25 protein-coding genes are annotated in these 25,745 nt (G+C 65.6%); 23 read left to right on the top strand and 2 right to left on the bottom strand.

The features are described from left to right. Positions 1–256: 256 nt before the first annotated feature. The 6 genes from araB (at position 257) to mmsB (ending at position 8,089) form a co-directional block, all read left to right on the top strand. Positions 257–1,927: a ribulokinase gene (gene araB, locus ACQPZ2_RS33350; RefSeq protein WP_433522053.1), complete on the top strand. Its 1,671-nt coding sequence runs from the start codon at positions 257–259 to the stop codon at positions 1,925–1,927. After that, positions 1,924–2,589: an L-ribulose-5-phosphate 4-epimerase gene (locus ACQPZ2_RS33355; protein ID WP_063040493.1), complete on the top strand. Its 666-nt coding sequence runs from the start codon at positions 1,924–1,926 to the stop codon at positions 2,587–2,589. The genes araB and ACQPZ2_RS33355 overlap by 4 nt, the downstream gene beginning before the upstream one ends. A 32-nt stretch (positions 2,590–2,621) precedes the next feature. After that, positions 2,622–4,016, top strand: a complete 1,395-nt coding sequence (locus tag ACQPZ2_RS33360) for an L-fucose/L-arabinose isomerase family protein (protein ID WP_433522054.1) — start codon at positions 2,622–2,624, stop codon at positions 4,014–4,016. 16 nt (positions 4,017–4,032) lie between these two features. Beyond that, the gene (gene chvE / locus ACQPZ2_RS33365; RefSeq protein WP_040698588.1) at positions 4,033–5,127 is read left to right on the top strand and encodes a multiple monosaccharide ABC transporter substrate-binding protein; all 1,095 of its coding nucleotides are present in this window, start codon (positions 4,033–4,035) and stop codon (positions 5,125–5,127) included. Between the two features lie 95 nt (positions 5,128–5,222). Continuing rightward, on the top strand, positions 5,223–6,776 hold the full coding sequence (gene mmsA, locus ACQPZ2_RS33370; RefSeq protein WP_433522055.1) for a multiple monosaccharide ABC transporter ATP-binding protein: 1,554 nt from the start codon (positions 5,223–5,225) through the stop codon (positions 6,774–6,776). Continuing rightward, positions 6,773–8,089, top strand: a complete 1,317-nt coding sequence (gene mmsB, locus ACQPZ2_RS33375; protein WP_433522056.1) for a multiple monosaccharide ABC transporter permease — start codon at positions 6,773–6,775, stop codon at positions 8,087–8,089. The genes mmsA and mmsB overlap by 4 nt, the downstream gene beginning before the upstream one ends. A 4-nt stretch (positions 8,090–8,093) precedes the next feature. Here the strand turns inward: mmsB and ACQPZ2_RS33380 are convergent, their stop codons facing one another. Further along, positions 8,094–9,164, bottom strand: coding sequence for a LacI family DNA-binding transcriptional regulator (locus tag ACQPZ2_RS33380; protein WP_433522057.1), 1,071 nt, complete (start codon positions 9,162–9,164; stop codon positions 8,094–8,096). 227 nt (positions 9,165–9,391) lie between these two features. Between ACQPZ2_RS33380 and ACQPZ2_RS33385 the strand changes: the two genes are divergently transcribed. The 5 genes from ACQPZ2_RS33385 to ACQPZ2_RS33405 all read left to right on the top strand — a co-directional run bounded on the left by ACQPZ2_RS33385 (position 9,392) and on the right by ACQPZ2_RS33405 (position 14,677). Next, a complete protein-coding gene (locus ACQPZ2_RS33385) occupies positions 9,392–10,351 on the top strand; it encodes an ABC transporter substrate-binding protein (RefSeq protein WP_040688225.1) in 960 nt (319 codons plus the stop codon). Positions 10,352–10,364: 13 nt separating this feature from the next. Then, a complete protein-coding gene (locus tag ACQPZ2_RS33390; RefSeq protein ID WP_433522058.1) occupies positions 10,365–11,897 on the top strand; it encodes a sugar ABC transporter ATP-binding protein in 1,533 nt (510 codons plus the stop codon). Beyond that, on the top strand, positions 11,894–12,925 hold the full coding sequence (locus ACQPZ2_RS33395; RefSeq protein ID WP_433522059.1) for an ABC transporter permease: 1,032 nt from the start codon (positions 11,894–11,896) through the stop codon (positions 12,923–12,925). Before ACQPZ2_RS33390 ends, ACQPZ2_RS33395 begins: the two co-directional genes overlap by 4 nt. Continuing rightward, positions 12,922–13,935 (top strand): galactofuranose ABC transporter, permease protein YjfF, encoded by a 1,014-nt coding sequence (gene yjfF, locus ACQPZ2_RS33400; protein ID WP_433522060.1) that lies wholly within the window; start codon positions 12,922–12,924, stop codon positions 13,933–13,935. The genes ACQPZ2_RS33395 and yjfF overlap by 4 nt, the downstream gene beginning before the upstream one ends. 76 nt (positions 13,936–14,011) lie before the next feature. Next, complete coding sequence (locus ACQPZ2_RS33405) at positions 14,012–14,677, top strand: GntR family transcriptional regulator (RefSeq protein WP_433522061.1); 666 nt, start codon at positions 14,012–14,014, stop codon at positions 14,675–14,677. Between the two features lie 210 nt (positions 14,678–14,887). On the opposite strand, the gene ACQPZ2_RS33410 is transcribed toward ACQPZ2_RS33405, so the two are convergent. Further along, a complete protein-coding gene (locus ACQPZ2_RS33410; protein WP_433527591.1) occupies positions 14,888–15,130 on the bottom strand; it encodes a hexameric tyrosine-coordinated heme protein in 243 nt (80 codons plus the stop codon). A gap of 63 nt (positions 15,131–15,193) precedes the next feature. Here ACQPZ2_RS33410 and ACQPZ2_RS33415 point away from each other — a divergent pair, with 63 nt between their 5' ends. The 12 genes from ACQPZ2_RS33415 (at position 15,194) to ACQPZ2_RS33470 (ending at position 25,733) form a co-directional block, all read left to right on the top strand. Beyond that, the gene (locus ACQPZ2_RS33415; RefSeq protein WP_433522062.1) at positions 15,194–15,622 is read left to right on the top strand and encodes a DUF1622 domain-containing protein; all 429 of its coding nucleotides are present in this window, start codon (positions 15,194–15,196) and stop codon (positions 15,620–15,622) included. After that, the gene (locus ACQPZ2_RS33420) at positions 15,619–15,879 is read left to right on the top strand and encodes a hypothetical protein (protein ID WP_433522063.1); all 261 of its coding nucleotides are present in this window, start codon (positions 15,619–15,621) and stop codon (positions 15,877–15,879) included. The genes ACQPZ2_RS33415 and ACQPZ2_RS33420 overlap by 4 nt, the downstream gene beginning before the upstream one ends. A 166-nt stretch (positions 15,880–16,045) precedes the next feature. Further along, on the top strand, positions 16,046–16,783 hold the full coding sequence (locus tag ACQPZ2_RS33425; RefSeq protein WP_433522064.1) for a PIG-L deacetylase family protein: 738 nt from the start codon (positions 16,046–16,048) through the stop codon (positions 16,781–16,783). Continuing rightward, positions 16,780–17,580: a DUF1932 domain-containing protein gene (locus ACQPZ2_RS33430; protein ID WP_433522065.1), complete on the top strand. Its 801-nt coding sequence runs from the start codon at positions 16,780–16,782 to the stop codon at positions 17,578–17,580. Before ACQPZ2_RS33425 ends, ACQPZ2_RS33430 begins: the two co-directional genes overlap by 4 nt. Continuing rightward, positions 17,577–18,284 (top strand): 4-carboxy-4-hydroxy-2-oxoadipate aldolase/oxaloacetate decarboxylase, encoded by a 708-nt coding sequence (locus ACQPZ2_RS33435; protein WP_433522066.1) that lies wholly within the window; start codon positions 17,577–17,579, stop codon positions 18,282–18,284. Before ACQPZ2_RS33430 ends, ACQPZ2_RS33435 begins: the two co-directional genes overlap by 4 nt. Then, on the top strand, positions 18,281–19,354 hold the full coding sequence (locus ACQPZ2_RS33440) for a 4-oxalomesaconate tautomerase (protein WP_433522067.1): 1,074 nt from the start codon (positions 18,281–18,283) through the stop codon (positions 19,352–19,354). The genes ACQPZ2_RS33435 and ACQPZ2_RS33440 overlap by 4 nt, the downstream gene beginning before the upstream one ends. A gap of 28 nt (positions 19,355–19,382) precedes the next feature. Continuing rightward, the gene (locus ACQPZ2_RS33445; RefSeq protein ID WP_433522068.1) at positions 19,383–20,348 is read left to right on the top strand and encodes a VOC family protein; all 966 of its coding nucleotides are present in this window, start codon (positions 19,383–19,385) and stop codon (positions 20,346–20,348) included. Between the two features lie 169 nt (positions 20,349–20,517). Continuing rightward, positions 20,518–21,855, top strand: coding sequence for an MFS transporter (locus ACQPZ2_RS33450; RefSeq protein ID WP_433522069.1), 1,338 nt, complete (start codon positions 20,518–20,520; stop codon positions 21,853–21,855). A gap of 162 nt (positions 21,856–22,017) precedes the next feature. Beyond that, positions 22,018–23,031, top strand: coding sequence for an NADP-dependent oxidoreductase (locus ACQPZ2_RS33455; protein ID WP_433522070.1), 1,014 nt, complete (start codon positions 22,018–22,020; stop codon positions 23,029–23,031). Next, positions 23,031–23,840 carry an SDR family oxidoreductase gene (locus ACQPZ2_RS33460; protein WP_433522071.1) on the top strand — a complete coding sequence of 270 codons (810 nt, stop codon included), beginning with the start codon at positions 23,031–23,033 and terminating at the stop codon, positions 23,838–23,840. Before ACQPZ2_RS33455 ends, ACQPZ2_RS33460 begins: the two co-directional genes overlap by 1 nt. Further along, positions 23,837–24,457 carry an HAD family hydrolase gene (locus ACQPZ2_RS33465; RefSeq protein WP_433522072.1) on the top strand — a complete coding sequence of 207 codons (621 nt, stop codon included), beginning with the start codon at positions 23,837–23,839 and terminating at the stop codon, positions 24,455–24,457. Before ACQPZ2_RS33460 ends, ACQPZ2_RS33465 begins: the two co-directional genes overlap by 4 nt. 58 nt (positions 24,458–24,515) lie before the next feature. After that, entirely contained in the window at positions 24,516–25,733 is a 1,218-nt protein-coding gene (locus ACQPZ2_RS33470; protein ID WP_433522073.1) for an acyl-CoA dehydrogenase family protein, read from the top strand. Positions 25,734–25,745: the final 12 nt, after the last annotated feature.

Here is a 25,745-nt window from a genome sequence, read left to right on the forward strand (position 1 = left end):
CCTGCTCGACGAACACTCGGCTCAGTTTTCCATCGACATGCACGCAGGAATGCCTCGCTCGCGAGAACCGCGCCCCCGATCGTCATGTCGCCAACCTCGCCGGTCCGCCACATCGGCGAGTGCTTCGTGCCAAGGAACGGATGCCGTTGACCCAGCTCGACGTGAGCGATCACAACGTACTAAACAGATGACTCCTTGACACGGGGCAAATGTTCGCGCTAACAATGTTTGCGTTAACATTGTTAGGAGCGTCACAGTGGCGGACGAGTATGTGGTCGGTGTCGACTTCGGGACGTTGTCCGGACGGGCACTTGTTGTCAGGGTCCGGGATGGGGTCGAGTTCGGTAGTGCGGTAAGCGAATACCGGCATGGGGTCATCGATCGCGTCCTGCCTGTGACAGGCGTTGAGCTTCCGCCGGATTGGGCGTTGCAGGATCCCGATGACTACCTCGACGTTCTGCGGACGGCGGTGCCGGCGGCGCTGGCCGACTCGGGGGTCGACCCGGCCGATGTCATCGGGATCGCTACGGATTTCACGGCGTGCACGGTGCTGCCCACGCTTACCGACGGGACGCCATTGTGTCGGGTGCCGGAGTTCGCGGGCCGTCCGCACGCGTACCCGAAGTTGTGGAAACACCATGCGGCACAAGCGCAGGCGGATCGGATCAACACCCTCGCCCACGAACGGGCCGAGCCGTGGATCAATCGGTACGGCGGCAAGATCTCGGCGGAATGGGAGTTCGCCAAGGCGCTGCAGATATTGGAAGAGGATCCGGAGATCTATGCCCGGACCGAGCGCTTCATCGAAGCGGCGGACTGGATCGTTTGGCAGCTGTGCGGCACGGAGACGCGCAACGTCTGTACGGCCGGTTACAAGGGAATTCACCAGGACGGGAATTGGCCGGGCCGCGACTACCTCGCTGCGCTGAATCCGGACTTCGCCGACTTCGCCGTCGGCAAGCTGGTCCACCCGCTGTCCCCGCTCGGAGGTCGTGCCGGTGGCCTGACCGAGCGGGCAGCGGGATGGACGGGGCTGCGGCCCGGGATCGCGGTCGCGGTCGGCAATGTCGACGCGCACGTCACCGCGCCCGCCGCGCAGGCCGTCGAGAACGGTCAGTTGCTCGCGGTGATGGGCACCTCCACCTGCCATGTCATGAACAGTGACCACCTCGCCGAGGTGCCTGGGATGTGCGGGGTCGTGGATGGCGGAATCATCAGTGGCAGTTGGGGATACGAGGCGGGGCAGAGCGGGGTCGGCGATATCTTCGCTTGGTTCGTCGACTCGTCGCTGCCGGGGCGCTATCCCGCCGAGGCCGCCGCGCTCGGCATGGACGCCCACGCATATCTGAGTGAGCTGGCGCAGCGGCAGCGGGTCGGCGAACACGGCTTGGTCGCGCTGGACTGGTACAGCGGAAACCGCTCGGTACTCGTCGACCACGATCTGTCCGGGGTCCTGGTCGGCCTCACTCTTGCGACGAAACCCGAGGACATCTATCGCGCATTGCTGGAGGCCACCGCCTTCGGCACCCGCACCATCATCGAAACCTTCAATGCCGCAGGGGTTCCCGTTCACGAACTCGTGATTGCCGGTGGCCTGCTGAAGAACTCGTTGCTGATGCAGATCTACGCCGATGTGACGCGGTTACCGCTGTCGATCATCGGCTCGGATCAGGGCCCGGCGCTCGGCTCGGCCATCCATGCCGCTGTCGCCGCCGGGGCCTACCCGGATGTTCGTGCCGCCGCCAAGGCGATGGGCCGGGTGCACCGCAATGCCTACCTCCCCGATCCCGACCGCGCCGCCGCCTACGACGCCATCTACGCCGAATACCAGTCCCTACACGACCATTTCGGCCGCGGCGGCACCGAGGTACTGCATCGCCTGCGGCGCATCCGTAACGACGCACGAAGGGAAGCCGCCACCGCATGAGTGAGCGAACCGCCATAACCGGCCTGCGTGAGCAGCTGGTCGATCTGCATCGAGAACTACTGCGCTGGGGGCTGGTGGTGTGGACCGCCGGCAATGTCTCCGCCCGGATACCCGGAGAGGAATTGCTGGTCATCAAGCCGAGCGGGGTGTCCTACGACGAACTCACCCCGAATTCGATGGTGATCTGCGATTTCGACGGCAAGCTGGTCGAGGGCGATCTGTCTCCGTCCAGCGATACCGCCGCGCACGCCTATATCTACCGGGCGATGCCCGAGGTGGGCGGTGTGGTGCATACCCATTCGACCTACGCGAGCGCGTGGGCCGCACGCGCGGAACCGATTCCGTGTGCGCTGACCGCGATGGCCGATGAGTTCGGCGGCGAAATTCCGGTCGGTCCCTTCGCGCTCATCGGCAACGACGATATCGGCCGGGGTGTGGTCGCGACGCTGTCCGGCCACCGCTCCCCCGCCGTCCTGATGCGCAATCACGGCGTCTTCGCGGTCGGGCGCGACGCCCGCGCCGCGGTCAAAGCGGCCGTCATGTGCGAGGACGTGGCTCGAACCGTGCATATCGCGCGCCAACTCGGTGAACCGGTCCCCCTCGCGCAGGCCGATGTGGACAGCCTGCACGACCGCTACCAGAACGTATACGGCCAGCACTGAATTCCGGCCGCCGACAAAGGAGTACGCCCTCGATGAACCCGAAACCACGCATCGGCCTACTCGGCATCATGCAGGCCCTCTACGACGACATGATCCCGGGCATCGCCGAGCGCCAGGACCGCTACGCCCACGATATCGCCGAACAACTCGCCGATCTCGCCGACTGGACCGTCGGACGCCCCGTCAAGGACCGGCGTGACGCCGAGGCGGTCATGCGCGAATTCGTCAATGCCGATCTCGACGGCGTCATGGTGGTGATGCTCACCTACGGCCCGGCGATGCGAGTGGCCCGGTTGTTCAACGAGAACCGACTTCCGGTGCTACTGGCCAATATTCAGCCCGAGCCGACTGTCACCCCCGCCTGGGATATGGCGGATATGACCTACAACCAGGGCATCCATGGCGCCCAGGACACCGCCAACGCGATGGTCCGCGCCGACCGTCCGTTCACCGTGGTGACCGACGATTGGCGCACACCGGAATTCGCTGTGCGCGTTGATCGTTGGGCACGCGCCGCGCGCGCGGTCACCGCATGGCGGTCGTTGAAGGTCGGCGTCTTCGGCTATGCCATGAACGATATGGGCGATATCCGCGTCGACGAGAACGCGCTGTTGCGGGCGCTCGGGCCGGAGATCAGCTTCGTCGCACCCGGCGACCTCTACCGCGGCAGCCAGGCGGTGACCGATGACGATGTGGCGGCGCTGATGGCTTGGGAGGACCGGGAATTCGCGATCGATCCGGCACTGACCGGTGCGGAACGCGAGGACCACGCCCGAATGCAGATCGCCATCGAACGCATTCTCACCGACCGCGGCTACGGTGCGTACTCGACGCATTTCGATGCGATCGGCGAGGACGGCCGGTTCCAGCGACTGCCACTGGCCGCGGCATCGAGCCTGATGGCCAAGGGGTACGGCTATGGCGCCGAGGGCGATGCGATGGCAGCCGCCATGGTCTACGCGGGACATCAGCTGATCGGCGACGGCCATTTCACCGAGATGTATGCGATGGACTTCCCCTCCGAGTCGATCCTGATGAGCCATATGGGCGAAGGGAATTGGCGGATCGCGCGCACCGATGAGCCGGTCCGGCTCATCCGGCGCGAGCTCGGCATCGGCAAGCTCGACGAGCCGCCGACCTTCCTGTTCCGCTACCGGCCGGGGCCCGCGACGCTGGCCTGTCTGGTTTCGCTCGGCGGCGAAAAGTTCCGGCTGGTGGTGGCGGAGGGCACCGTGCTCGACAGCCAGGAACTGCCCGCGCTGGAGATGCCCTACGGCCAGTTCCGCCCCACGAGCGGCGTGCGTGCCTGCATGGATGGCTGGCTCACCGCGGGCGGGCCGCATCACCAGGTCATGAATATCGGCCACCACGCCGCCGACTGGCAGGTCTTCTGTCAGCTCGCCGGTATCGAGTTCGTCCAGGTCTAGTCAAGGAGTTGTGCCCATGCCCACTATCAACCGACGCGGACTCTTCGCCGGCGCCGCCGGTGTCGCCGCGCTGTTGGCCGCCGCCGCGTGTTCCGTTGAGGACAGCGGTAATTCGTCCGCGGCCGGCGGCATGATCGGCATCGCCATGCCGACGAAATCCTCCGAACGCTGGGTCGCCGACGGCAACAACATCGTCAAGCAGTTCAAGGACCTCGGCTACGACACCGATCTGCAGTATGCCGAGGACGTCATCGAAACGCAGGTTTCGCAGATCGAGAACATGATCACCCGCGGCGTCAAGGCACTGGTGATCGCGGCGATCGACAACAAATCGCTCACCGGCGTACTACAGCAGGCAAAGACGAACAAGATCGCGGTGATCGCCTACGACCGGCTCATCCGCGACACCGCGAATGTCGACTATTACGCCACTTTCGACAACTTCAAAGTCGGTGTGCTGGAAGCGAATTACATAGTGGACCGGCTCGGACTGCGGGATGGCAAGGGCCCGTTCTCGATCGAACTGTTCGCCGGTTCCCCCGACGACAACAACACCTACTACTTCTTCAACGGCGCCATGTCGGTGATCCGGCCCTATCTCGACTCCGGCAAGCTGGTGGTCCGCTCCGGGCAGACCGCCATCGATCAGGTGACCACGCTGCGCTGGGACGGCGCCACCGCCCAGTCCCGGATGGAGAACCTGCTCAGCGCCAATTACTCCACCACGAATATCGATGCCGTGCTGTCCCCCTACGACGGCCTCAGTATCGGCATCGTCTCGGCCCTCAAGGCGGTCGGTTACGGCAGGGGCGATAAGAAGATGCCGGTCGTCACCGGTCAGGATGCCGAGAAGGCGTCGGTGAAGTCGATCATCGCGGGCGAGCAGACCATGACCGTCTTCAAAGACACCCGTGACCTCGCCAAACGCGCCGTGCAGATGGTCAATGCGATCTTGACCAGCGGCACCCCGGAAACCAACGACACCACCTCCTACGACAACGGCGCCAAGAAGGTTCCGTCGTATCTGCTGCAGCCGGTCTCGGTCGATAAGGACAACTACCGGAAGGTGCTGATCGACTCCGGCTACTACTCCGAACGCGACTTCGCCTGACGACCCGGAATGCCCGCACGGCCGAGTCAGGGCCCGGAGGAGGCAGCCTGCGTAACCACGGAGGCCCCTCGGGCATGCAGAAAAGGACACAGCCCATGACCAAGCACATTCTCGAAATGCGCGGAATCACCATGGAATTCCCGGGTGTGAAAGCGCTCGACGCGGTGGATTTCGCGGTGGCCGACGGCGAAATCCACGCGCTGGTCGGCGAGAACGGCGCGGGCAAATCCACGCTCATGAAGGTGGTCAGCGGCGTCTACCCGCACGGCTCCTACAGCGGACAGATCCGCATGGACGGTACCGATGTGGCGTTCAAGGATATTCGCGGAAGCGAGGCGGCCGGGATCGCGATCATCCACCAGGAATTGGCGCTGGTGCCGCAGCTTTCGATCGCGGAGAATATCTTCCTCGGCAATGAACGGCTGCGCAGCTGGACCGTCGACTGGCAAGAGACCAATCGGCAGGCGATGCTGCTGATGCGGCAGGTCGGTCTCGTCGAGGATCCCGAAACCCTGGTCGCCGCTTTGGGAGTCGGTAAACAGCAGCTCGTGGAGATCGCCAAGGCGCTGTCCAAACAGGTGCGATTGCTCATCCTCGACGAACCGACCGCGGCGCTCAACGAGACCGACAGCGCGAGCCTGCTCGCGCTGCTGCGGCAACTGCGCGAACAGGGCATCACCTCGATCCTCATCTCGCACAAACTCAATGAGGTGCTCGAGGTCGCCGATTCGATAACCGTGCTGCGCGACGGCCGCACCATCGAGACCCTCGACGCGGCGGCCGCGGAGGTCACCGAGGACCGCATTATCAAGGGGATGGTCGGGCGCGATCTCGACCACCGGTTCCCGCCGCGGGCGGATCCGCAGATCGGCGAGGTGTTCTTCGAGATCGCCGATTGGAATGTCGATCACCCGACCATCGCCGATCGCCGGATCGTCCGGGATGCCGCACTGCACGTGCGGCGCGGTGAAATCGTCGGTATCGCCGGATTGATGGGCGCCGGGCGCACGGAATTGGCGATGAGTGTTTTCGGCCGGTCCTACGGCCGAAATATTCGCGGCACGATCCGCAAAGACGGTGCGGTACTGCGAGTTTCGTCGGTGCGCGATGCGATCGGCGCGGGGATCGCCTATGTCTCGGAGGACCGTAAGCAATACGGGCTGATCCTCGATGAAGACATCCGGCGCAATATGACCCTGGCCAATCTTCCCGCGGTCTCCCGGCACACCGTCATCGATACCCACCGCGAGATCGTCGAAGCCGAGCGCCTGCGCACCCGGCTGACGGTGAAGACGCCGACGGTATTCCAAAAGGTGGGCAACCTCTCCGGCGGAAATCAGCAGAAGGTCGTACTCGGCAAATGGATCTTCACCGAACCCGATCTGCTGATCCTCGACGAGCCGACCCGCGGTATCGACGTCGGCGCCAAATACGAGATCTACCTGATCGTCCACCAGCTCGCCGCCGCCGGGAAGGGCGTGCTGATCATCTCCTCGGAGTTGCCGGAATTACTCGGCCTGTGTGATCGCGTCTACGCGATGAGCCAGGGCCGTATTACCGGTGAACTCCCGAAACACGAAGCCACACAGGAGGCTGTCATGAAACTGATGACACGCGGTACCGCCACAGCCGAGGCGGTACCCGAATGACGTTGCTGGACAAACTGGAAGACGACGACTCCGCGGAGGTTATCGCGAAGGCCGTCGAGCAGAAACAGGTCGGCGCGCTCGCAGCGCTACGCCGCACCCTGCGCGGAAACGTGCGCCAATACGGCATGATCGTTGCGCTCGTGGTGATCACGCTGCTGTTCCAAATCCTCACCACGGCAAAGCTTTCCGACGGTGTCAGCCTGTTGACGCCGCTCAATGTCACGAATGTCATCCTGCAGAACGGCTACATCCTGGTGCTGGCCATCGGGATGATGCTGGTGATCATCAACGGGCACATCGACCTGTCGGTCGGATCACTGTGCGCGCTGGTCGGTGCGGTGACCGGTATCGCCATCGTGCAGTGGCACTGGCCGTGGCCACTGGTCGTGCTGGCAGCCGTCGCGATGGGCGCGGCCATCGGTGCATGGCAAGGATATTGGATCGCCTACGTCAAAATTCCGGCATTCATCGTCACCCTCGGCGGCATGCTGTTGTTCCGTGGTCTGGCGCAGTTGGTGCTCAAAGGTCAGTCGATCGGGCCGTTCCCGCAGGGCTTCGTGAATATCGCGGCGGGGTATCTTCCGAATTGGTTGCCGCTGCACGCCGTTCAGTTCGCCGGGTTCAACGGAATCGCGATACGGCTGCGCGTCGGCGAGCTGAACGGTTTGACCTTGCTCATCGGCGTGCTCGCGGTGGCGGCCCTGGTGTGGTCGCAATGGCGGGTGCGCCAACGCCGCCACTCCTACGGACTGCCCGCCGGACCCCGCTCGCTGTTCATCGCGAAGTTGACGGCGCTCGGCGCGGTCATCCTGGCATTCAGCTTCGTATTGGCGTCCTACAACGGGATTCCGATTATCGGCGTCATCCTGATCGTGTTGATCGTGCTGTATTCGTTCGTCATGAACCGGTCGGTGATCGGGCGGCGGATCTACGCCGTCGGCGGCAATGAGAAGGCCGCACAACTGTCCGGGGTGAATACCAAAGCAAATACGTTCTGGGTTTTCGTGAATATGGGCGTGCTCGCGGCGCTGGCGGGTGTCATCTTCGCGGCCCGGCTCGGCGCGGCAACTCCGAAGGCGGGACAGAACTTCGAGCTCGACGCTATTGCCGCGGCATTCGTCGGTGGCGCGTCGGCCAGCGGCGGTATCGGCACGGTCGTCGGCGCCATTGTCGGGGCGCTGGTGATGGGCGTGATGAACAACGGCATGTCGATGCTCGGCGTCGGCAGCGACTGGCAGTTGGTCATCAAGGGCCTGGTGCTGCTGGCCGCGGTGGCATTCGACGTCTACAACAAGAAGCGCGCGGCGGCCTGACCCTTCATCGCTGGGCCGGTGCCGCCGTGCTGTCGCGCGTGACCAGCGTCGGCACCACCGAAGGCGATGCCGGTTCGGCGGTGGTGCCGTCGAATTCCAAGAGCCGCAACAACATCTGCATACTGCGGCGGCCTACTTCGTCGAAGTCCTGCCGGACGGTCGTGAGCGGTGGTGAAAGGTAGGCGGCCTCCGGAATGTCGTCGAAACCGACCACCGAGATATCCGCGGGCACCCGGATACCGCGTTCGGTGAAGGCGCGCAGCATGCCGAGTGCCATCTGGTCATTGGCCGCGAATACCGCGGTCACATCGGGCTGCGCGGCGAGCAGCAGGCCCGCTTCGTAGCCGGAGCGGGCACTCCAATCCCCGCCGATCACCGGGGGAATCGGCGCGCCCGCGGCCTCCAGCGCGCGTCGCCAGCCCTCGATGCGGTCGCGTGCCTCCAGCCAATCACTGGGTCCGGCGACCTGCCATACCGTGCGATGCCCGAGATCGAGCAGATGCCGCACCGCCAGCCGGGCACCCTCGACCTGATCCACCGATACCGATGGCAAGCCACTGTCCTGTCCCGCCTCGACCGCGACGGCCAGCAGACGTTCGGGCAGATTGTGCAGTGCCGCGGCGGCGGCCATCTGCGGGGCGATGACGATGATCCCGTCCACTCCCTGATCGGCCAGACTGTTCGCGGCCGCCAGCACACTGGAGCGGTCAACTGTCTCCAAGGCGAAGATGCTGACACCGTAGCCCGCTGTGCGAGCGGCACGTTCGATGCCGAGCAGGGTGCAGGCCGGGCCGTACAGGATGGTGTCGAAACTGACCACGCCGAGCATATTCGAGCGCCTGCTGACCAGCCCCCTGGCCATGGCGTTGGGGCGGTAGCCGAGTTGTTCGACGGCGCGCAATACCCGCTCGCGGGTCTCCGGGCGCACGTTCGCACTGCCGTTGAGCACCCGCGACACGGTCTGATGGGAGACTCCGGCGAGTTTGGCGACATCGGTCATGACCGCCGGGCGCGCGCCCGCCGGTCGAACCGCCGTTGAGGTGTCCCCGGCGGCAAATCCGTCCCTGTCCCTCACATCCCACCTTCCAAAGCGTCGTCCCAGTTCCCCCAGGTTAACGCTCACACGGCCGGTGGCCACACCGCGACCCTGGACCACCGCGCTGACCTCGGCAACCGATATCCAGTCGTCGCCACCAGATTACGGCCGCGAGAGCTCTTGACTTGAAGAATGTGAGCGCTAACACTAACAGGACTACCGCACCTCGGTGCAACACGTTTCACAATTCAAGGGAGAGCCTGATCGTGTTGAAGAGGCTTCTGATCACCGCCAGCGCACTTGTCCTCACCGCAGCAACGGCCGTCGGCTGCGGCAGCTCGGGAAGCGACCAGACCGTACTCGGGTTCTCCCAGGTAGGTGCCGAAAGCGGTTGGCGCACCGCGAATACGAAATCCATCCAGGACGCCGCGGCCGCGGCCGGAATACAGCTGAAATTCGCTGACGCCCAACAAAAACAGGAAAACCAGATCAAGGCGATCCGCACCTTCATCCAGCAGCGCGTGGACGTCATCGCCTTCTCCCCCGTCGTCGCATCCGGATGGGACACCGTCCTGAAGGAGGCCAAGGACGCCAAGATTCCGGTGATCCTCACCGACCGCGCGGTCGACTCGGCCGACACCTCGCTGTATGTGACCTTCCTCGGCTCGGATTTCGTCGAAGAGGGCCGCAGGGCGGCGAATTGGCTCGTCGACGCGACCAAGAACTCGAACGACACCGTGAATATCGCGGAGTTGCAGGGCACCACCGGATCCGCGCCCGCGACGGATCGGAAGAAGGGTTTCCAGGAGGTCATCGGCGCCGACCCGAAGTTCAAGATCATCGCATCGCAGACCGCGGAGTTCACCCGCGCCAAGGGCAAAGAGGTGATGCAGGCATTCCTGGCCGCGCATCGGGATATCAACGTGCTGTACGCGCACAACGACGATATGGCGCTCGGTGCGATCCAGGCGATCGAGGAGGCCGGGCTGAAGCCGGGTAAGGACATCAAGATCATCTCTATCGACGGGACCCGAGATGCCTTCCAGGCCATGGCCGACGGCAAGATCAACGTCGTGGTCGAATGCAATCCGCTGCTCGGCCCGAAGCTGATGGAGATCACCAAGGAGGTCGTGGCGGGTCACCCGACGCCCAAGCGAATCGTCACCGACGAAGGCGTCTACACCCAGGACCAGGCCGCCGCCGCGCTGCCCACCCGGACGTACTGAGCCGGAGCAGTGCATGTCGGAACCGACTGTCACACCCGCACTTCGGATGTCGGGCATCGTCAAGCGTTTTGCCGGGGTCACCGCACTGTCCGAGGTGGACCTGCGGCTGTTCCCCGGTGAGATACACGCACTGGTCGGTGAGAACGGTGCGGGCAAATCCACCCTCATCAAGGTGCTCACCGGAATCCACGACGCCGATGCCGGGATCATCGAACTCGACGGTCGCCCAGTGCGCTTCACCGGCCCGCAGCAGGCGCTGCGGGCCGGGGTGAGCACCGTCTATCAGGAGGTGAATCTGTGCCCGAATCTGTCGGTCGCGGAGAACATCTACATCGGACGGGAGCCGCGGCGGGCCGGTCTGATCCGCTTCGCCGCGATGCGCCGTGATGCCGCCCGGCTGCTGGAAAGACTGCATCTGAACATCGATGTCGCATCGCCACTCGGCTCGTATTCACTTGCGGTGCAACAGCTCATCGCCATCGCCCGAGCCGTCGACCTGGATGCGAAGGTCCTCATCCTGGACGAGCCCACTTCATCACTGGACTCCGGTGAGGTCGAGCAACTGTTCGCGGTGATGCGCAGACTTGCCGCCGAGGGCGTCGCGATCGGATTCGTCACCCACTTCCTCGATCAGATCTTCGAGATCTGCGACCGGGCAACCGTGCTACGCAACGGAACCCTCGTCGGCGAATATCCGGTGGCACAGCTGGACCAGAAGGATCTCATCGCGCACATGCTCGGCACGGCGCTGCGCACGCTCGACGAGATCGAGCACGAGAAACCGGATCCGGCGGTGGTGGCGCGCCACGATCCGCTGTTGCAGGCCACCGGGATAGGCGGGCGCCGCAATTCTGTCGCGCCGTTCGATCTCACCGTCCGGGACGGGGAAGTCGTCGGGTTGGCCGGGTTGCTCGGCTCCGGCCGCACCGAGGTGGCGCGACTGCTCTTCGGCGCCGACCGCGCGTCCACCGGGCATCTCCGCGTGGCGGGCGCACCGACGGCACTGCGCTCGCCGCGCGCCGCGATCGACCACCGGATCGCCTTCTGCCCCGAAGATCGCAAATCCCAAGGCCTGATCCTCGACCTGTCGGTGCGCGACAATATCGTGCTCGCGGTCCAGGCCGCGCGCGGCTGGGCCCGGCCGCTGTCGACGCGCAAGCGCGACGAACTCGTCGCCCGGTACATCACCTCGCTGCGGATCGTCCCGGCCGATCCGGATACGCCGGTGAAATTCCTCAGCGGCGGCAACCAGCAGAAGGTGCTGCTGGCCCGCTGGCTGGCCACCCGGCCGAAACTGCTGATCCTCGACGAACCGACCCGCGGCATCGATATCGGCGCCAAGGCGGAAATCCAGCGACTGGTCATCACGCTGTCCGAGGAGGGCATGTCGGTGCTGTTCATCTCCGCCGAACTAGAGGAGGTGTTGCGGCTGAGCCACAAGGTGGCGATCCTGCGCGATCGGCGGCTGGTCGCCGAACTCGTCAACGATGCCACCCTGACCATGGATCGCCTCACGGAAACCATTGCGAGCGGGGCCATTTCATGACGATTATCCGAAGCCACCTGTTCTGGCCCGCGGCCGCGCTCATCGCATTGCTGATCGTCAACGTCGCGTTCACGCCAGGGTTCCTCTCGATCCGCATCCAGGACGGACACCTCTACGGCAGCCTGATCGATATCCTGCGCTACGGCGCGCCACTGGTGCTGATCTCGCTCGGCATGACGCTGGTCATCGCGACGCGCGGCATCGACCTGTCGGTCGGCACGGTCGTGGCCATCGCGGGTGCGCTGGCCTGTCTGCACATCAGCAATATGCCGGATCAGGCCGATGCCGGTGGCGTTGCCGTCGCGGTGCTGATCGCGCTCGGCGTGGCGATCGCGCTCGGACTGTGGAACGGAGTGCTGGTGGCGCGCTTCGGTATTCAGCCGATCGTGGCGACATTGATTCTGATGGTGGCCGGGCGCGGTGTCGCACAGCTGATTACGTCCGGTCAGATCATCACGATCAACAGTCCGCCGTACAAGGTCATCGGTGGCGGTTATCTGCTCGGGCTGCCGGTGCCCGTATTGGTCGCCGTCGCAGTGTTCGCTGTGCTCGCGTTGTTGTTGCGGCGCAGTGCGCTCGGGCTGCTGCTGGAATCGGTGGGCGGTAATGCCGAGGCGGCGCGTCTGGTCGGCATCCGGGCCAGTGGTCTGATCGTGGCCGTCTACGCGGTCTGCGCGTGCTGCGCCGCGATCGCGGGACTGATGATCAGTTCGAATGTCTCTGCGGCGGATGGCAATAACGCCGGACTGTGGATCGAACTCGATGCGATTCTCGCGGTCGTCATCGGCGGTACCGCGTTGACCGGTGGGCGATTTCAGCTCGGCGGCACCGTCCTCGGGGCACTGGTGATCCAGACGCTCACCACCACGATCTACACCGTCGGGGTACCACCGGAGACGACGCTGGTCTCCAAGGCGGTCGTGGTGATCGCGGTATGCCTGATCCAGTCACCGGCGTTCCGCGCCAAGGTCTTTCGACGCCGACCCCGACCGAGCATCCCATCGAGAGCGACGGAGGCGACCAGATGAACGTGCTTACCCAGGCCCGCGCCGTCCGACCTGTTCTGCGCCGACCCACGATGCGCGGACACCGCAGCCGATACATCCCGGTGCTGGCGACTGCCGCACTGTTCGCCGTCATCTACGGCGTCGGGGTGATGCGCTATCCGGCATTCGGCTATCCGCAGGTTTTCGTGAACCTGTTCATAGACAACGCCTTTCTGCTCGTTCTCGCCGTCGGGACGACCTTCGTGATCCTCACCGGTGGCATCGACCTGTCCGTCGGCGCGGTGCTGGCCCTGTCCACGGTGGTCTCGGCATGGCTGGTGACCGTGCACGGGTGGCCGCCGCTGCTGGTCATGCCGCTCATGCTGGTCGGCGGCACGCTCTTCGGCGCCGCGATGGGCGCGGTCATCCACTACTTCGAGATCCAGCCGTTCATCGTGACGCTGGCCGGTATGTTCCTCGCGCGCGGGCTGGCGTATGTGATCAGCACGGATTCGATCACGATCACCGACCCGGTGTATACGGATCTGGCGCAGCGTCGATTCCGGCTCGGCGGGGACGTATTCCTGACGGTGGGCATGATCGTCGCGCTGGCAGTCGTCGGTGCGGCCTTCGTCGTTCTGCACTACACCCGACTGGGTCGCACCGCGTACGCGATCGGAGGGAACGAACAGTCGGCGCTCATGATGGGGCTACCGGTGGCCCGGACCAAGGTCGCCGTGTACGCGATCAGCGGCTTCTGCTCGGCACTCGCGGGCATCCTGTTCACGCTCTACACCCTGTCCGGCTGGAGCTTGCACGCCGTAGGCATGGAACTCGACGCGATCGCCGCGGTCGTCATCGGCGGCACCCTGCTCACCGGCGGCTCCGGATTCGTCCTCGGCTCGGTACTCGGTGTACTGACCCTGGGTGTAATCCAGACCATCATCAGCTTCGAAGGCACCCTGAGTTCCTGGTGGACCAAGATCTTCATCGGCGTCCTGCTACTCGCCTTCATCCTGCTCCAGCGCACCATCGCAACCCGCGACGGATAATGACTCCACAGGGGTGTCGTTGGGCGACTCTACGAATTGTTGGCATAATTTCTGACAATATGGTCGCCTGAACAGGATGGTGTCAGTGTCGCAGACTTCCGAGTTGGAGCGGGGAACGCAGGGCAAAGCCATTGCGGTGGAGCGGTTGCGTCGCGCCGTTCGGCAGGGGGAGGTGGCGCCTGGGCAGCGGCTCGTCGAAGCGGAGTTGGTCGAGCAATTCGGTGTTACCAGGGGGAGCGTGCGGGCCGCCATCGACGAGTTGGTGGCCGAAGGGTTGATCGAGCGCATACACAATCGGGGCGCTCGGGTGCGCCGGGTTACCAAGCAGCAGGCCGTCGAAATCCTCGAATGCCGTAGGGCGCTGGAAGGTTTGATCGCCGCGAAGGCGGCCGAGCATGCCGGTCCGGCCGATGTGGAGCGGCTGCGCGAGTATGCCGATCAGCTGACCGCGGCGGTGCGGGAGGGTGCGCCGCTGAAGTATTCCGAACTCAACCATGAGTTGCATGCGGTGCTCGCCGAGATTGCCGGTCAATCGACCGCAAGCGATCTGATCGGGCGGCTGAACACCCAGGTGGTGCGATTTCAGTTCCAGTTGTCGCTGCGGCCCGGGCGTCCGCAGACTTCGCTCGGCGAGCATCTTGCCGTGATCGAGGCGGTGATCGCGCATGATCCGGCCGGTGCCGAGCAGGCGATGCGTGCGCACCTGGACAGTGTGATCGCCGCGGTCGGCGACTTCGACTGAGCACGAGGACAAATCGGCCCGACGAGAAGCGCCGAGCACCCGCACCGCGATAGGGCGGCCCACGCGATCTCAATCCGAGCTCCCGCGCAACCGCGTGACGTTGCCCAGCAGTCGGCGTCCGCGGCGGCTCGACGAATGCGCCGTTACCACAGCCCACACATGCGACGCGCTGGCGGTGGCGCCGCCACAGGCAGTTCGTCGATACGTCGTTCAGGACCGCCAGTAGTTGTTGGCTGCGGCGATCGTCTGGAACTCGATGGCCACAACCTGGGCGGCGTCGATCAGCTTGTCGGCATCCCCCGAATACTGGGGACGGCCTTCTTTCAGGATGTCCAAATCGGGCTGAATGTTGTGGACAGTGTGACGGGCGAGGTTGAGCGCCAGCAGCCGGGGCCCCAGGTTCCCACGCCGCCGGTGTCGCGATGGCCTTCGAGCTCGGTTGCTCGACTGGATACGCGTTCAGCGACACGCGATGGATGAGCGAGACGGGCCATGCGTGGTGGCGATAATCCCTGCATGGGTTGGGATCTGCTCCCGGAGTCGAGGTTGCGGGACATCGTCGACATGGCCGTGCGTTTGGTGGAATTCACTGGTGCGCTGGTCATTTTCGTCGGTGCGGTGGTCGCATTCGTACAGTTCGTGCGGGTGGGACTTCGCTGGGGCCGCTCGGCCAAGCGCGACGGGTGGGAACCTCGACGAGAGTTCGATCGCGTCCGGCTTTCCCTGGGCCGGTTCCTCGCCTTGGGGCTGGAGTTTCAGCTGGCCGGGGATATCCTGCGCACGGCTGTGGCGCCCACCTTCACCGAGATCGGGCAGTTGGCCGCTATCGCGACCATTCGGACCGTCCTGAATTACGTGCTGGGCAAGGAACTGGCTAGGGAACGCGACGAAATCGAGCCAGGACGCATCGAGACACCGCCCGGTAGCCAGGCGAAAACGTCATGACGGCGGTGCTACACCAAGCGGCCGTGCTGGTGACCCTGCTCGGGGTACTCGCCGCGGCATGTGTCGGGCTGCGCCTGCGTCGGATCCAGCCCACGCTCCCGGTATTGACCGATTTCCTGGTGGCGGCGGGACTGATCCGGCTGGCCGATGAACCGTCCTGGACCTCGCTCGCCGTCGCTGCGGCCACCATCGCCGTCAGGATGCTGCTCAACACCGAGTTGCGTTCTCTTGCGGCGGGACGTGCGCGAACTCGCTGACCGACCGTACAACGTTCCCCGATCATCACGACGCCACTCAAACTTCGTCACCAAAATTGTTGACAATTTCGCCGACAAAAATCTACTGTGGTTGCGGACGTGAGCTACACCGCATGTCCGTGCTCCGCCGCATGGTGCGGCATCCGTGATCGAGTGAGGTGAGGCGATGGCCGAGAACGCAACCGAATCGCTACTGGTGGTGAGTGCCCACGCGGGCGACTTCGTCTGGCGCGCGGGCGGCGCGATCGCGTTGGCCGCGGCGCGCGGCGAGCGGGCAACGGTGGTGTGCCTGAGCTATGGCGAGCGCGGTGAGTCGGCCAAGGCCTGGCGGGAGGGCAGAACCCTCGACGAGATCAAGGCGCTGCGCCGCGGTGAGGCCGAGGCGGCCGCCGACGTGCTCGGGGCGCATATCCGCTTCCTCGATGCCGGTGACTACCCCCTGCTCGAATCGCAGGAGTTGACCGACCAGCTGGTGCGCGTCTACCGCGAGGTCACCCCGACCGTGGTGCTCACCCACACCCTGGTCGACCCGTACAACGGCGACCACCCCGCAGCCGCCCGCATGGCGCTGCAGGCCCGCATCCTCGCCCAGGCCATCGGCTACGACGCTCCCGGCGAGGCATTGGGCGCTCCCCCGGTCTTCAGCTTCGAACCACATCAATCGGAGATGTCGGAGTTCCGCCCCGACGTGCTGCTCGATATCACCGAAGTGTTCGAGACCAAGCGCAAGGCGATGCGCTGTCTCGGCGCTCAGGAGCACATGTGGACCTACTACGAAGACCTCGCCGCGCGTCGCGGCGTGCAGCTCGAGCGGAATGCGGGTCCGAACCTGGGCCTGCTGAAGAACAGTCGCGCCGAGGCGTTCGTGCGCCACTACCCGCACGTCACCACGCGGCTGTCGTGAATACCCCTCAGCTCCGCGTCGCGGTGCTCGGATTCGGTGAAGCCGGTGGCGCTTTCGCCCGCGATCTCGTCGTGGCGGGTGCCGACGTGCGCGGATTCGACCCGAAAGTCGTTGCACCGGAGGGTGTTACCCAGTGCTCCGATGACGCCGACGCGGTCCGTGACGCGGAGCTGGTCTTCAACCTGACCACCGGAGACGAAGCCGAGTCCGCGCTACGGGCAGCCCTACCCGGGCTGCGACCGGGCACCGTTTGGGCGGAGGCGAATACGGTGTCGCCCGCGTCGAAGGTACAGCTGGCCGAATTGGTCGAAGATATCGGCGGTGATCTCGTCGATGTCGCGATCATGGCCCCGGTGCCAGGACGAGGCCTGCACACCCCGATGGCGGCCTCCGGTCCCGCAGCACCGCTGTTCGCGACGATGATGAGCAGCCTCGCAGTCACGATCGAAAAGGTAGACGGCCCGATCGGTGCCGCGAGTTCGCGAAAGCTGCTGCGCAGTGTGGTCTACAAGGGACTGGCGGCGGCCGTCGTCGAGGCGATGGCCGGGGCCGAGGCGGCGGGCTGCGCCGAATGGTTCCACGAGCACCTGACCACCGAGTTCGTGAAATTCGACGCGAACATGATCGACCGGCTGATCAGCGGCAGCCGCACGCACGCGAACCGCCGGGCCGAGGAGATGGCAGCCGCCGCGCAGCAACTGACCGACCTCGGCATCACCCCGCATATCGCGTCCGCCACCCGAGATGCGTTGCGGGCCATTGCCGCATCGCATCGACAAGGAGAGGAAGGCCTGTGAAGTCCATCGTGGTGACCGATCCGCCGCGCGCCTCGATCGAGGATGCCGCCCGACTGGGTGCCTACGGTGTCGCGACCGTGCACGAGGCAGCCGGTCGGGTCGGATATCTGGGGCCGCGGCTGCGTCCGGCCTGGCCCGGGGCGCGGATCGGCGGCACCGCCGTCACCGTGGTGTGCTGGCCCGGCGACAACCTGATGATCCATGTCGCAGTCGAACAGTGCACCGAAGGCGATGTCCTTGTGGTGGTGACGAATTCGCCTTCTACGGACGGACTGTTCGGTGAGCTCTTCGCGACCGCGCTGCAGCGTCGCGGTGTGCGCGGCGTCGTATTGGGCTGCGGCGTCCGGGATGTCGCGGAGCTGAGAGAGACGGGCTTTCCCGCTTGGTCGACCGCCGTGAGTGCGCAGGGGTCGGTCAAGGCGACAGCCGGGGCGATCAACGTGCCGATCGTGCTGGAGGGTCAGGTGATTCACCCCGGTGACGTGATAGTCGCCGACGACGACGGCGTCGCCTGCGTGCCGCGCCTGAAAGCCCCTGAGGTACTGGAACTTTCGGCAGCCCGCATGGCCAGAGAGGAAGCGAGCCGACATGCGTTCCGGCAGGGTGAGCTCGGCCTGGACCGCTACGGCCTGCGCGACCGCCTCGGCGAGTTCGGCATCACTTACCTCACCTACGACGACTACATCGCGAAGGAACCGCAATGAATCCGGTTGCCGACCAAGGTGTTCCGTGCATATGGATGAGGGGCGGAACATCCAAGGGCGGATATTTCCGGGCGGTCGATCTGCCCGCGGATCCGGCGGCGCGCGATGATCTGCTGCTGCGGATCATGGGCACACCGGATCCGCGGCAGATCGACGGCATGGGCGCAGCGACCTCGCTGACCAGCAAGGTGGCGATCGTTTCGCCCTCGCGGCGGCCCGGCGTCGATGTCGATTATCTGTTCCTGCAGTTGGGCGTCGATCAGCCGACGGTGTCGGATCAGCAGAACTGCGGCAATATCCTCGCCGGTGTCGGTCAGTTCGCCGTGGAGACCGGAATGGTGACCGCGACCGGTGACAGTGCGAATATCCGTATCCACCTGGTCAATTCCGACAGTCTCGCGACCGCGAGCTTCCCGATTCGCGACGGGCTACCGGTCTACGACGGCGATACCAGCATCGACGGCGTCCCGGGCACCGCAGCACCGGTGGTGCTGTCGTTCACCGATACCGCGGGCTCGGCCACAGCAGGCCTGTTCCCCACCGGACGACTGCGCGACAGCATCGACGGTATCGACGTCACCTGCGTGGACAACGGCATGCCGGTCGTTGTCGCGACCGCGACGAGTTTCGGGCTGACCGGCTACGAGGCGCACGCCGAACTGGCCGCCGACACCGCGCTGCTGGGCCGGGTAGATCGCCTGCGCCGCAAGGCCGCCCAGTTGATGGGCCTCGGCGACGTGTCACAGTCGTCGGTGCCCAAGACGGTGCTGCTCGCCCCCGCTCGCGATGGCGGCCGGATGTGCACTCGTTCGTTCATCCCCGTCCAACCACACACTTCGATCGGCGTGTTCGCCGCGATCAGCGCGGCAACGGCGATGATGACTCCGGGAGCGGTCGGCCACGACCCCACCGCGGGCCGACCACAGCGGATCGACGTGGAGCACCCGTCCGGACATCTGCTGGTCGACATCGACCTGGATACCACCGTCACCCCGCCGCTGGTGCGTTCGGCCGGTGTGGTGCGCACCGCTCGAAAACTATTCGCCGGTACGGCTTTTCCCCGCATTTGATGCGCCGCTGGTCAAGGAGGACCGAAATATGGCACCCCGTCACGAGATCGCGCATCTGGCGCACGTGCAGTTGCTCACCCCGAAGCTCGACGAGAGCGTCCGCTTCTTCACCGACTTCCTTGGCCTGCGTGTGGTCGGCGCCGACGGCGACCTGGTCTACCTGCACGCCTGGGACGACTACCAGCACCACACCATCACCCTGCGGGCGCACCGGCACGCGGGCATCGCCCGCACCTATCTGCGGGCGACGAGTCAGCAAGCGCTGCAGCAGCGAGTCGCAGCGATCGAGGCGGTCGGTCGCGGCATCGGCTGGACCGACGGCGAGCCGGGCTTCGGCCCCACTTACCTGTTCACCGATCCGGACGGCCACGAATTCGGCCTCTATTACGAGGCCGAATGGTTCGAATGCGGCGACGACATCCGGCCGTCGCTGAAGAACCAGGCCGCGGCCTATCCCAGCGGCGGCGTACCGGCACGGCGGCTGGACCACGTCAACTTCCTCGGCAGGACCCCCGTGGACAACCGCGACTTCCTGGTCGACACGCTCGGCGCGATGACCACCGAGCAGATCGTGCTCGACAACGGCACCGTCGCGGGGACCTGGACGACCTTCACCAACAAGAGCTACGACATCGTCTACACCAAGGACAATCTCGGCAAGTCCGGACGGCTGCACCACATCGCATTCGCCGCCGACAGCCGACACGACATCCTGCGCGCCTGCGACGTCGCCCTCGACCAGGGCGTATTCATCGAAACCGGGCCGCACAAACACGCCATCCAGCAGACCTTCTTCCTCTACGTCTACGAGCCGGGCGGCAACCGCATCGAACTGTGCAACCCGGGCGCGCGGCTGATCCTGGCGCCCGACTGGAAACGGGTGGACTGGACCGAGACCGAACGCGCCAAGGGACAGGCCTGGGGACTGAAGACCATCGAGTCGTTCCACACGCATGGCACGCCGACTGCCGAGGAGTTGGCGCGCGAAGATTAGGCGACTTCCGCCGATCCCTCTCGCAACGCCGCAATCCAACTCGCACCCATCTCTGTCTGCCAACATTCATCGCGATTGTTAACAATTTTGACGGAGATATTGTGTGCTATATCTCAAGCACTGTAACCTGCGTCACTATGATGCACACCCTTGGACGAAAGAGACGCCGTTGTCCTCGATAGCCCTGCCCGGCGGAAACACCGCCATTTCCCGACTGGCGGTCCGCGTCATCGCACTGTGCTGGTTCCTCGTACTACTCGACGGTCTCGATCTGTTCGTCTACGGCGCGGTACTCCCCGGCGTGCTCGACGACAAGGCCTTCCACCTGACCAAGGCCATGGGTGGCGATATCGGCAGCCTCACCAACTTCGGCATGCTGCTCGGCGCCCTCAGCGCCGGTCTGCTCACCGACCGCATCGGACGGCGCAAGATCCTCATCACCGGGGTGATCATCTTTTCGATCGCCTCGGCCGGTGCGGCCGCCGCGCCGTCGGTCGGCGCGTTCGCCCTGGCTCGTTTCATCTCCGGATACGGTCTGGGCGCACTGCTGCCGACATGTATCGCGCTGGTGCAGGAATTCGCACCGGCCGGACGCAAGGCCTTCGCGGTCACCTTCCTGATGACCGCCCACCAGGCCGGTGGCGCCCTGGCCGGTGCGCTGGCCATGTCGGTCGTGCACGAGCTCGGCTGGCGTTCGGTGTACTGGTTCGGCGCGCTGCCGCTGCTGCTGGTGCCGGTGGTCTGGGCGCTGCTGCCGGAATCGATTACCTACCTGCTGTCCAGCGGCCGCACCGAGCAGGCCGATGCGCAGGCGGCGAAATACGGTGTGCCACTGGAGTTCTACACCCCGGAGCAGGGTGCCCAGCGGCGGCGCGGGGACGTGCGCGCGCTGTTCGCGTCCTCGGTGCGGCAGACGACGCTGCTGTTCTGGATCGCGTCGTTCTTCGGCCTGCTGCTGGTCTACGGCATGAACACCTGGCTGCCCACCATGATGCGCGGCCACGGCTACAACCTGGGCTCGGCGATCAGCTTCCTGCTGGTGATCAACCTGGGCGGCATCGCGGGCATGCTCATCGCGGGCCCACTGGCCGACCGATTCGGCCCGCGCCCGGTGGCGATGATCTGGTTCGCGATGACCGCGATCGGGGTCGGCCTGCTGGTCTTCCACATGCCGCTGGTGGTGACCTACACCGTCGTCTTCCTCACCGGCGGCTTCCTGTTCAGCGCGCAGACCCTGATCTACGCGTCCACGAGTTCCTACTATCTGCCGAGCGTGCGGGCCACCGCATTGGGCTGGGTCTCCAGCGTGGGCCGGTGGGGTTCGATCTTCGGTCCGTGGTTCGGCGGCGTACTGCTGTCGCACGGCCTGACCACGAGCGGATTCGGCATGTTCGCCGCGGCCGCGGTGATCGCCCTGCTCATGATCAGCTTCGTGCGGCGCAATCCCGAGGTGGATGCGATCAATGCCGCCGAAGCTCACACGGCGGTCACCGCACAGCCCGCATAATCGGATCGTGGCCGGGTGCGCCGTGAGTGGTGCGCCCGCACCCGTGGTCGGATCCAACAATTGAATCCGACGTCAACTTCAATTAACCTCTGAGCTATCCGGCAACCGGCGCTCCATCGCGGACGCCCCGGTCAGCGCGCATGAACATGGAGGTTTCTGGTCGTGAAGAGCCGAGAGGTACACCTGGTGGCCCGGCCCACCGGCGAACCCGCACCATCCGATTTCCGGATGGTGACAACGGATGTCCCGGACCCGGGCAGCGGGCAGTTGCTGGTCCGCAACGACTGGATGTCGGTCGATCCGTACATGCGCAACCGCATGAACGACGTGAAGTCCTACATTCCGCCGTTCCGACTCGATGCCCCCATGGACGGCGGCGCGGTCGGCACCGTCGTCGCCTCGGGTGTACCGGGAATCGACGTCGGCACGACAGTGCTGCACGATCTCGGCTGGCGGGAGTACGCGCTGTTGAAGGCAGGGCAGGCGCGCGTGGTCGATACCACGCTGGCCCCGGCCGAGACCTACCTCGGCCCGCTCGGCATTCCAGGACTCACGGCGTATGTCGGTCTGAAGGAAATCGCGCCGGTCCGTCCGGGTGACGTCGTATTCATCTCGGGCGCGGCAGGCGCCGTCGGTCTTGCCGCCTGCCGGGTGGCCAGGCACTTCGGCGCGGCCAAGATCATCGGATCGGCGGGCGGTCCGGAGAAGGCACGGCGGCTGGTCGAGGAGTTCGGCTACGACGCCGGGATCGACTACCGGGCGGGCAGTCTGGGGAAACGGTTGCACGAGGCGGCCCCGGACGGCATCGACGTCTACTTCGACAATGTCGGCGGCGACCATTTGCAGGCGGCGATCGGCTCGATGCGCGACTTCGGCCGAATCGCCCTGTGCGGAGCCGTCGCCGGGTACAACGCCGAAACCCCGCCGCCCGGCCCGAAGAATCTGGCGCTGGCGGTGGTTCGCCGACTGTCGTTGCGCGGCTTCATCGTCACCGACCATCCGGAGCTGGCACCGGAGTACGCGGCGCTCGCGGCGGACTGGGTGCGTGACGGCAGCCTCCGCGTCCCCACCACGGTGCTGACCGGGATCGACACCGCTGTCGACGCCTTTCTCGGCCTGCTGCGCGGTGCCAACACCGGCAAGATGCTGGTCCGGCTGAACGGCGAGGCGAACTGATGCGCGTACAGAACGCGGTCGCGATCGTCACCGGCGCCGCGGGCGGCATCGGCGCGGCCATCGCGCAACGTCTGCTCGAGCACGGAGCTCGCGTCCTGATCACCGACCGAGACGCGGACCGGCTCGCGGCGACGACACGTCAACTCGCCGAGGCATTTCCGGGCGCGGTGTCCGGGCAGGCCGGTGACGCCGCATCCGAATCCGATCTCCGCAAGCTCATCGATACGGCCATAACCGAATTCGGCCCCGTCGACATGTTCTTCGCGAACGCCGGTGTCGGCGGTGGCCCCGGCCTCGACGCCACCGAGGCGCAGTGGGAGCAAGCACTCGAGGTCAACACCTTGGCCCACGTGCGGGCGGCGCGGTTGCTCGTCCCGGGCTGGCTCGAGCGCGGCAGCGGCTACTTCGTCAGCACCGCCTCGGCGGCGGGACTGCTCACCCAGATCGGTTCGGCCACCTACGCGGTCTCCAAGCACGCGGCCGTCGGATTCGCCGAATGGCTGGCGGTGACCTACGGGGATCTCGGTGTGCGGGTCAGCTGCCTGTGTCCGATGGGTGTCGATACCGCCCTGCTCACCGGACTCGGCACGGACGGCGGATCCGCAGGCGACCTGGCCACCCGCGCCGTCACCGGAGCCGGGGCGGTGCTGGCTCCGCTCGACGTGGCCGATCGCGTGCTCGAGGCCATCGAGGCCGAACGTTTCCTCGTGCTGCCGCACGAGGAGGTCCGAGAATTCCTGAACCGCAAGGCTGCCGATCACGACCGGTGGATCGCGGGCATGCAGCGCTATCGGAGGTCACTGTCTTGAGTGGGCGCAGCGCTGTGCTGTTCGACTTCGGCGGCGTGCTCACCACCGCCGTGCTCGCCGCCTTCGCCGAGTTCGGCGCGGAGCTGGGCGCCCCGCGGCTACCGCTGCTACTGCTCACCCGCGATCCGGAAAGCAGTGCGCTGCTGGTGGATCACGAAGAGGGGCGCATCGGTGAGCGTGAGTTCGAGGTCGGGTTCGCGCGGCGGCTGCGCGCGCACGGCGTCGAAATCGACGATGCCGGCCTTGTCGATCGCATCCAGTCCCGGCTGCATCCCGACCCGGAAATGATCGAGCTGGTCGCGAGTGTCCGCGCGGCGGGCTACCGGGTCGGCCTGCTGTCGAATTCGCTCGGCGATGATTGCTACGCGGGCTTCGACCTGCCCGCCATGTTCGACGCGGTGACCATCTCCGCGGAGATCGGCAGCCGCAAACCGTCCCGCCGGGCCTATCTCGTCGGCTGCGAACGACTCGGTGTCGCGCCCGAGCAGACCATCATGGTCGACGACCTCGAGCAGAACATCACCGCGGCGGAACTGCTCGGACTCGGCGGCATCGTGCACCGCGACGCCGCATCGACGGCGGCACTGCTGTGGCCCGCACTACGAACCCCTAGCTGATCCACTCACCTTGCGGCGCAGTCACTTTCGACCGCCCGCACCAACGATCGGAGCCTCGATGGACCTGTTCAGCACGTCCGAGCGCACCCAGCAGTATCAACGCGATCTGCGCGCCTTCATGGACGAATGCGTATACCCGGCCGAGTCGGAATACGAGAAGCAGATGGCGGCATCCGGCGATCCGCACCACCATCCGCAGATCGTCGAGGACCTCAAGACCGAGGCCCGCGCCCGCGGCCTGTGGAATCTGTTCCATCCGCATCCCGAATGGGGTCCGGGGCTCACCAATCTGGAATACGCTCCGCTGGCCGAGATCATGGGCCGCAGCCCGCATCTCGCGCCGGAGGCGTGCAACTGTTCGGCGCCCGACACCGGCAATATGGAGGTGTTCACCCTCTTCGGCACCCAGGAGCACAAGGAGCGCTGGCTGGAGCCGCTGCTGAACGGCACCATCCGCTCCGCCTTCGCCATGACCGAGCCCGCCGTCGCCAGCTCCGACGCCACCAATATCCAGCTGCGCATGACGCGCGACGGCGACCACTACGTGCTCAACGGCCGGAAGTGGTTCGCCTCCAACGCATTGCACAAGAACTGCAAGGTGCTCATCGTCATGGGCAAGACCGATCCGGACGCACCCAAGCACCGTCAGCAGTCGATGATGGTCGTGCCGATCGACGCACCCGGTGTCACGGTCATGCGCAATCTGCCGGTCTTCGGCTACGCCGACCGCGAGGGCCACGCCGAGATCGATTTCTCCGATGTGCGGGTCCCCGTCACGGATGTGTTGAAGGGCGAGGGCGAGGGTTTCGCCATCAGCCAGGCCCGGCTCGGCCCGGGTCGCATCCACCACTGCATGCGCGCCATCGGTATGGCCGAACGCGCGCTGGAACTGATGTGCGCACGCGCCGAATCGCGAATCACATTCGGGCAGAAGCTGAGTGAGCGCGCCAATATCCAGGACTGGATCGCCGAGGCCCGCATCGATATCGAACAGGCCCGGCTGCTGACCCTCAAGGCCGCCTGGATGATGGACACCGTCGGCAATAAGGCGGCCCAGGTCGAGATCGCGGCGATCAAGATCGCCGCACCGGAGATGGCGCTGCGGATCGTGGACCGGGCGATCCAGGTGCACGGCGGGGCCGGTGTCACCGACGATTTCCCGCTCGCCAGCATGTACGCGCACCTGCGCACATTGCGTCTGGCCGATGGACCCGACGAAGTGCACAAACGCGCCATCGCGCGCGCCGAACTCGGTAAGTTCAGGACCGGGGCGTAGGACGGACAGGAA

It is taken from the genome of Nocardia pseudovaccinii (genome assembly GCF_050942345.1).
Taxonomy (GTDB): domain Bacteria; phylum Actinomycetota; class Actinomycetes; order Mycobacteriales; family Mycobacteriaceae; genus Nocardia; species Nocardia pseudovaccinii.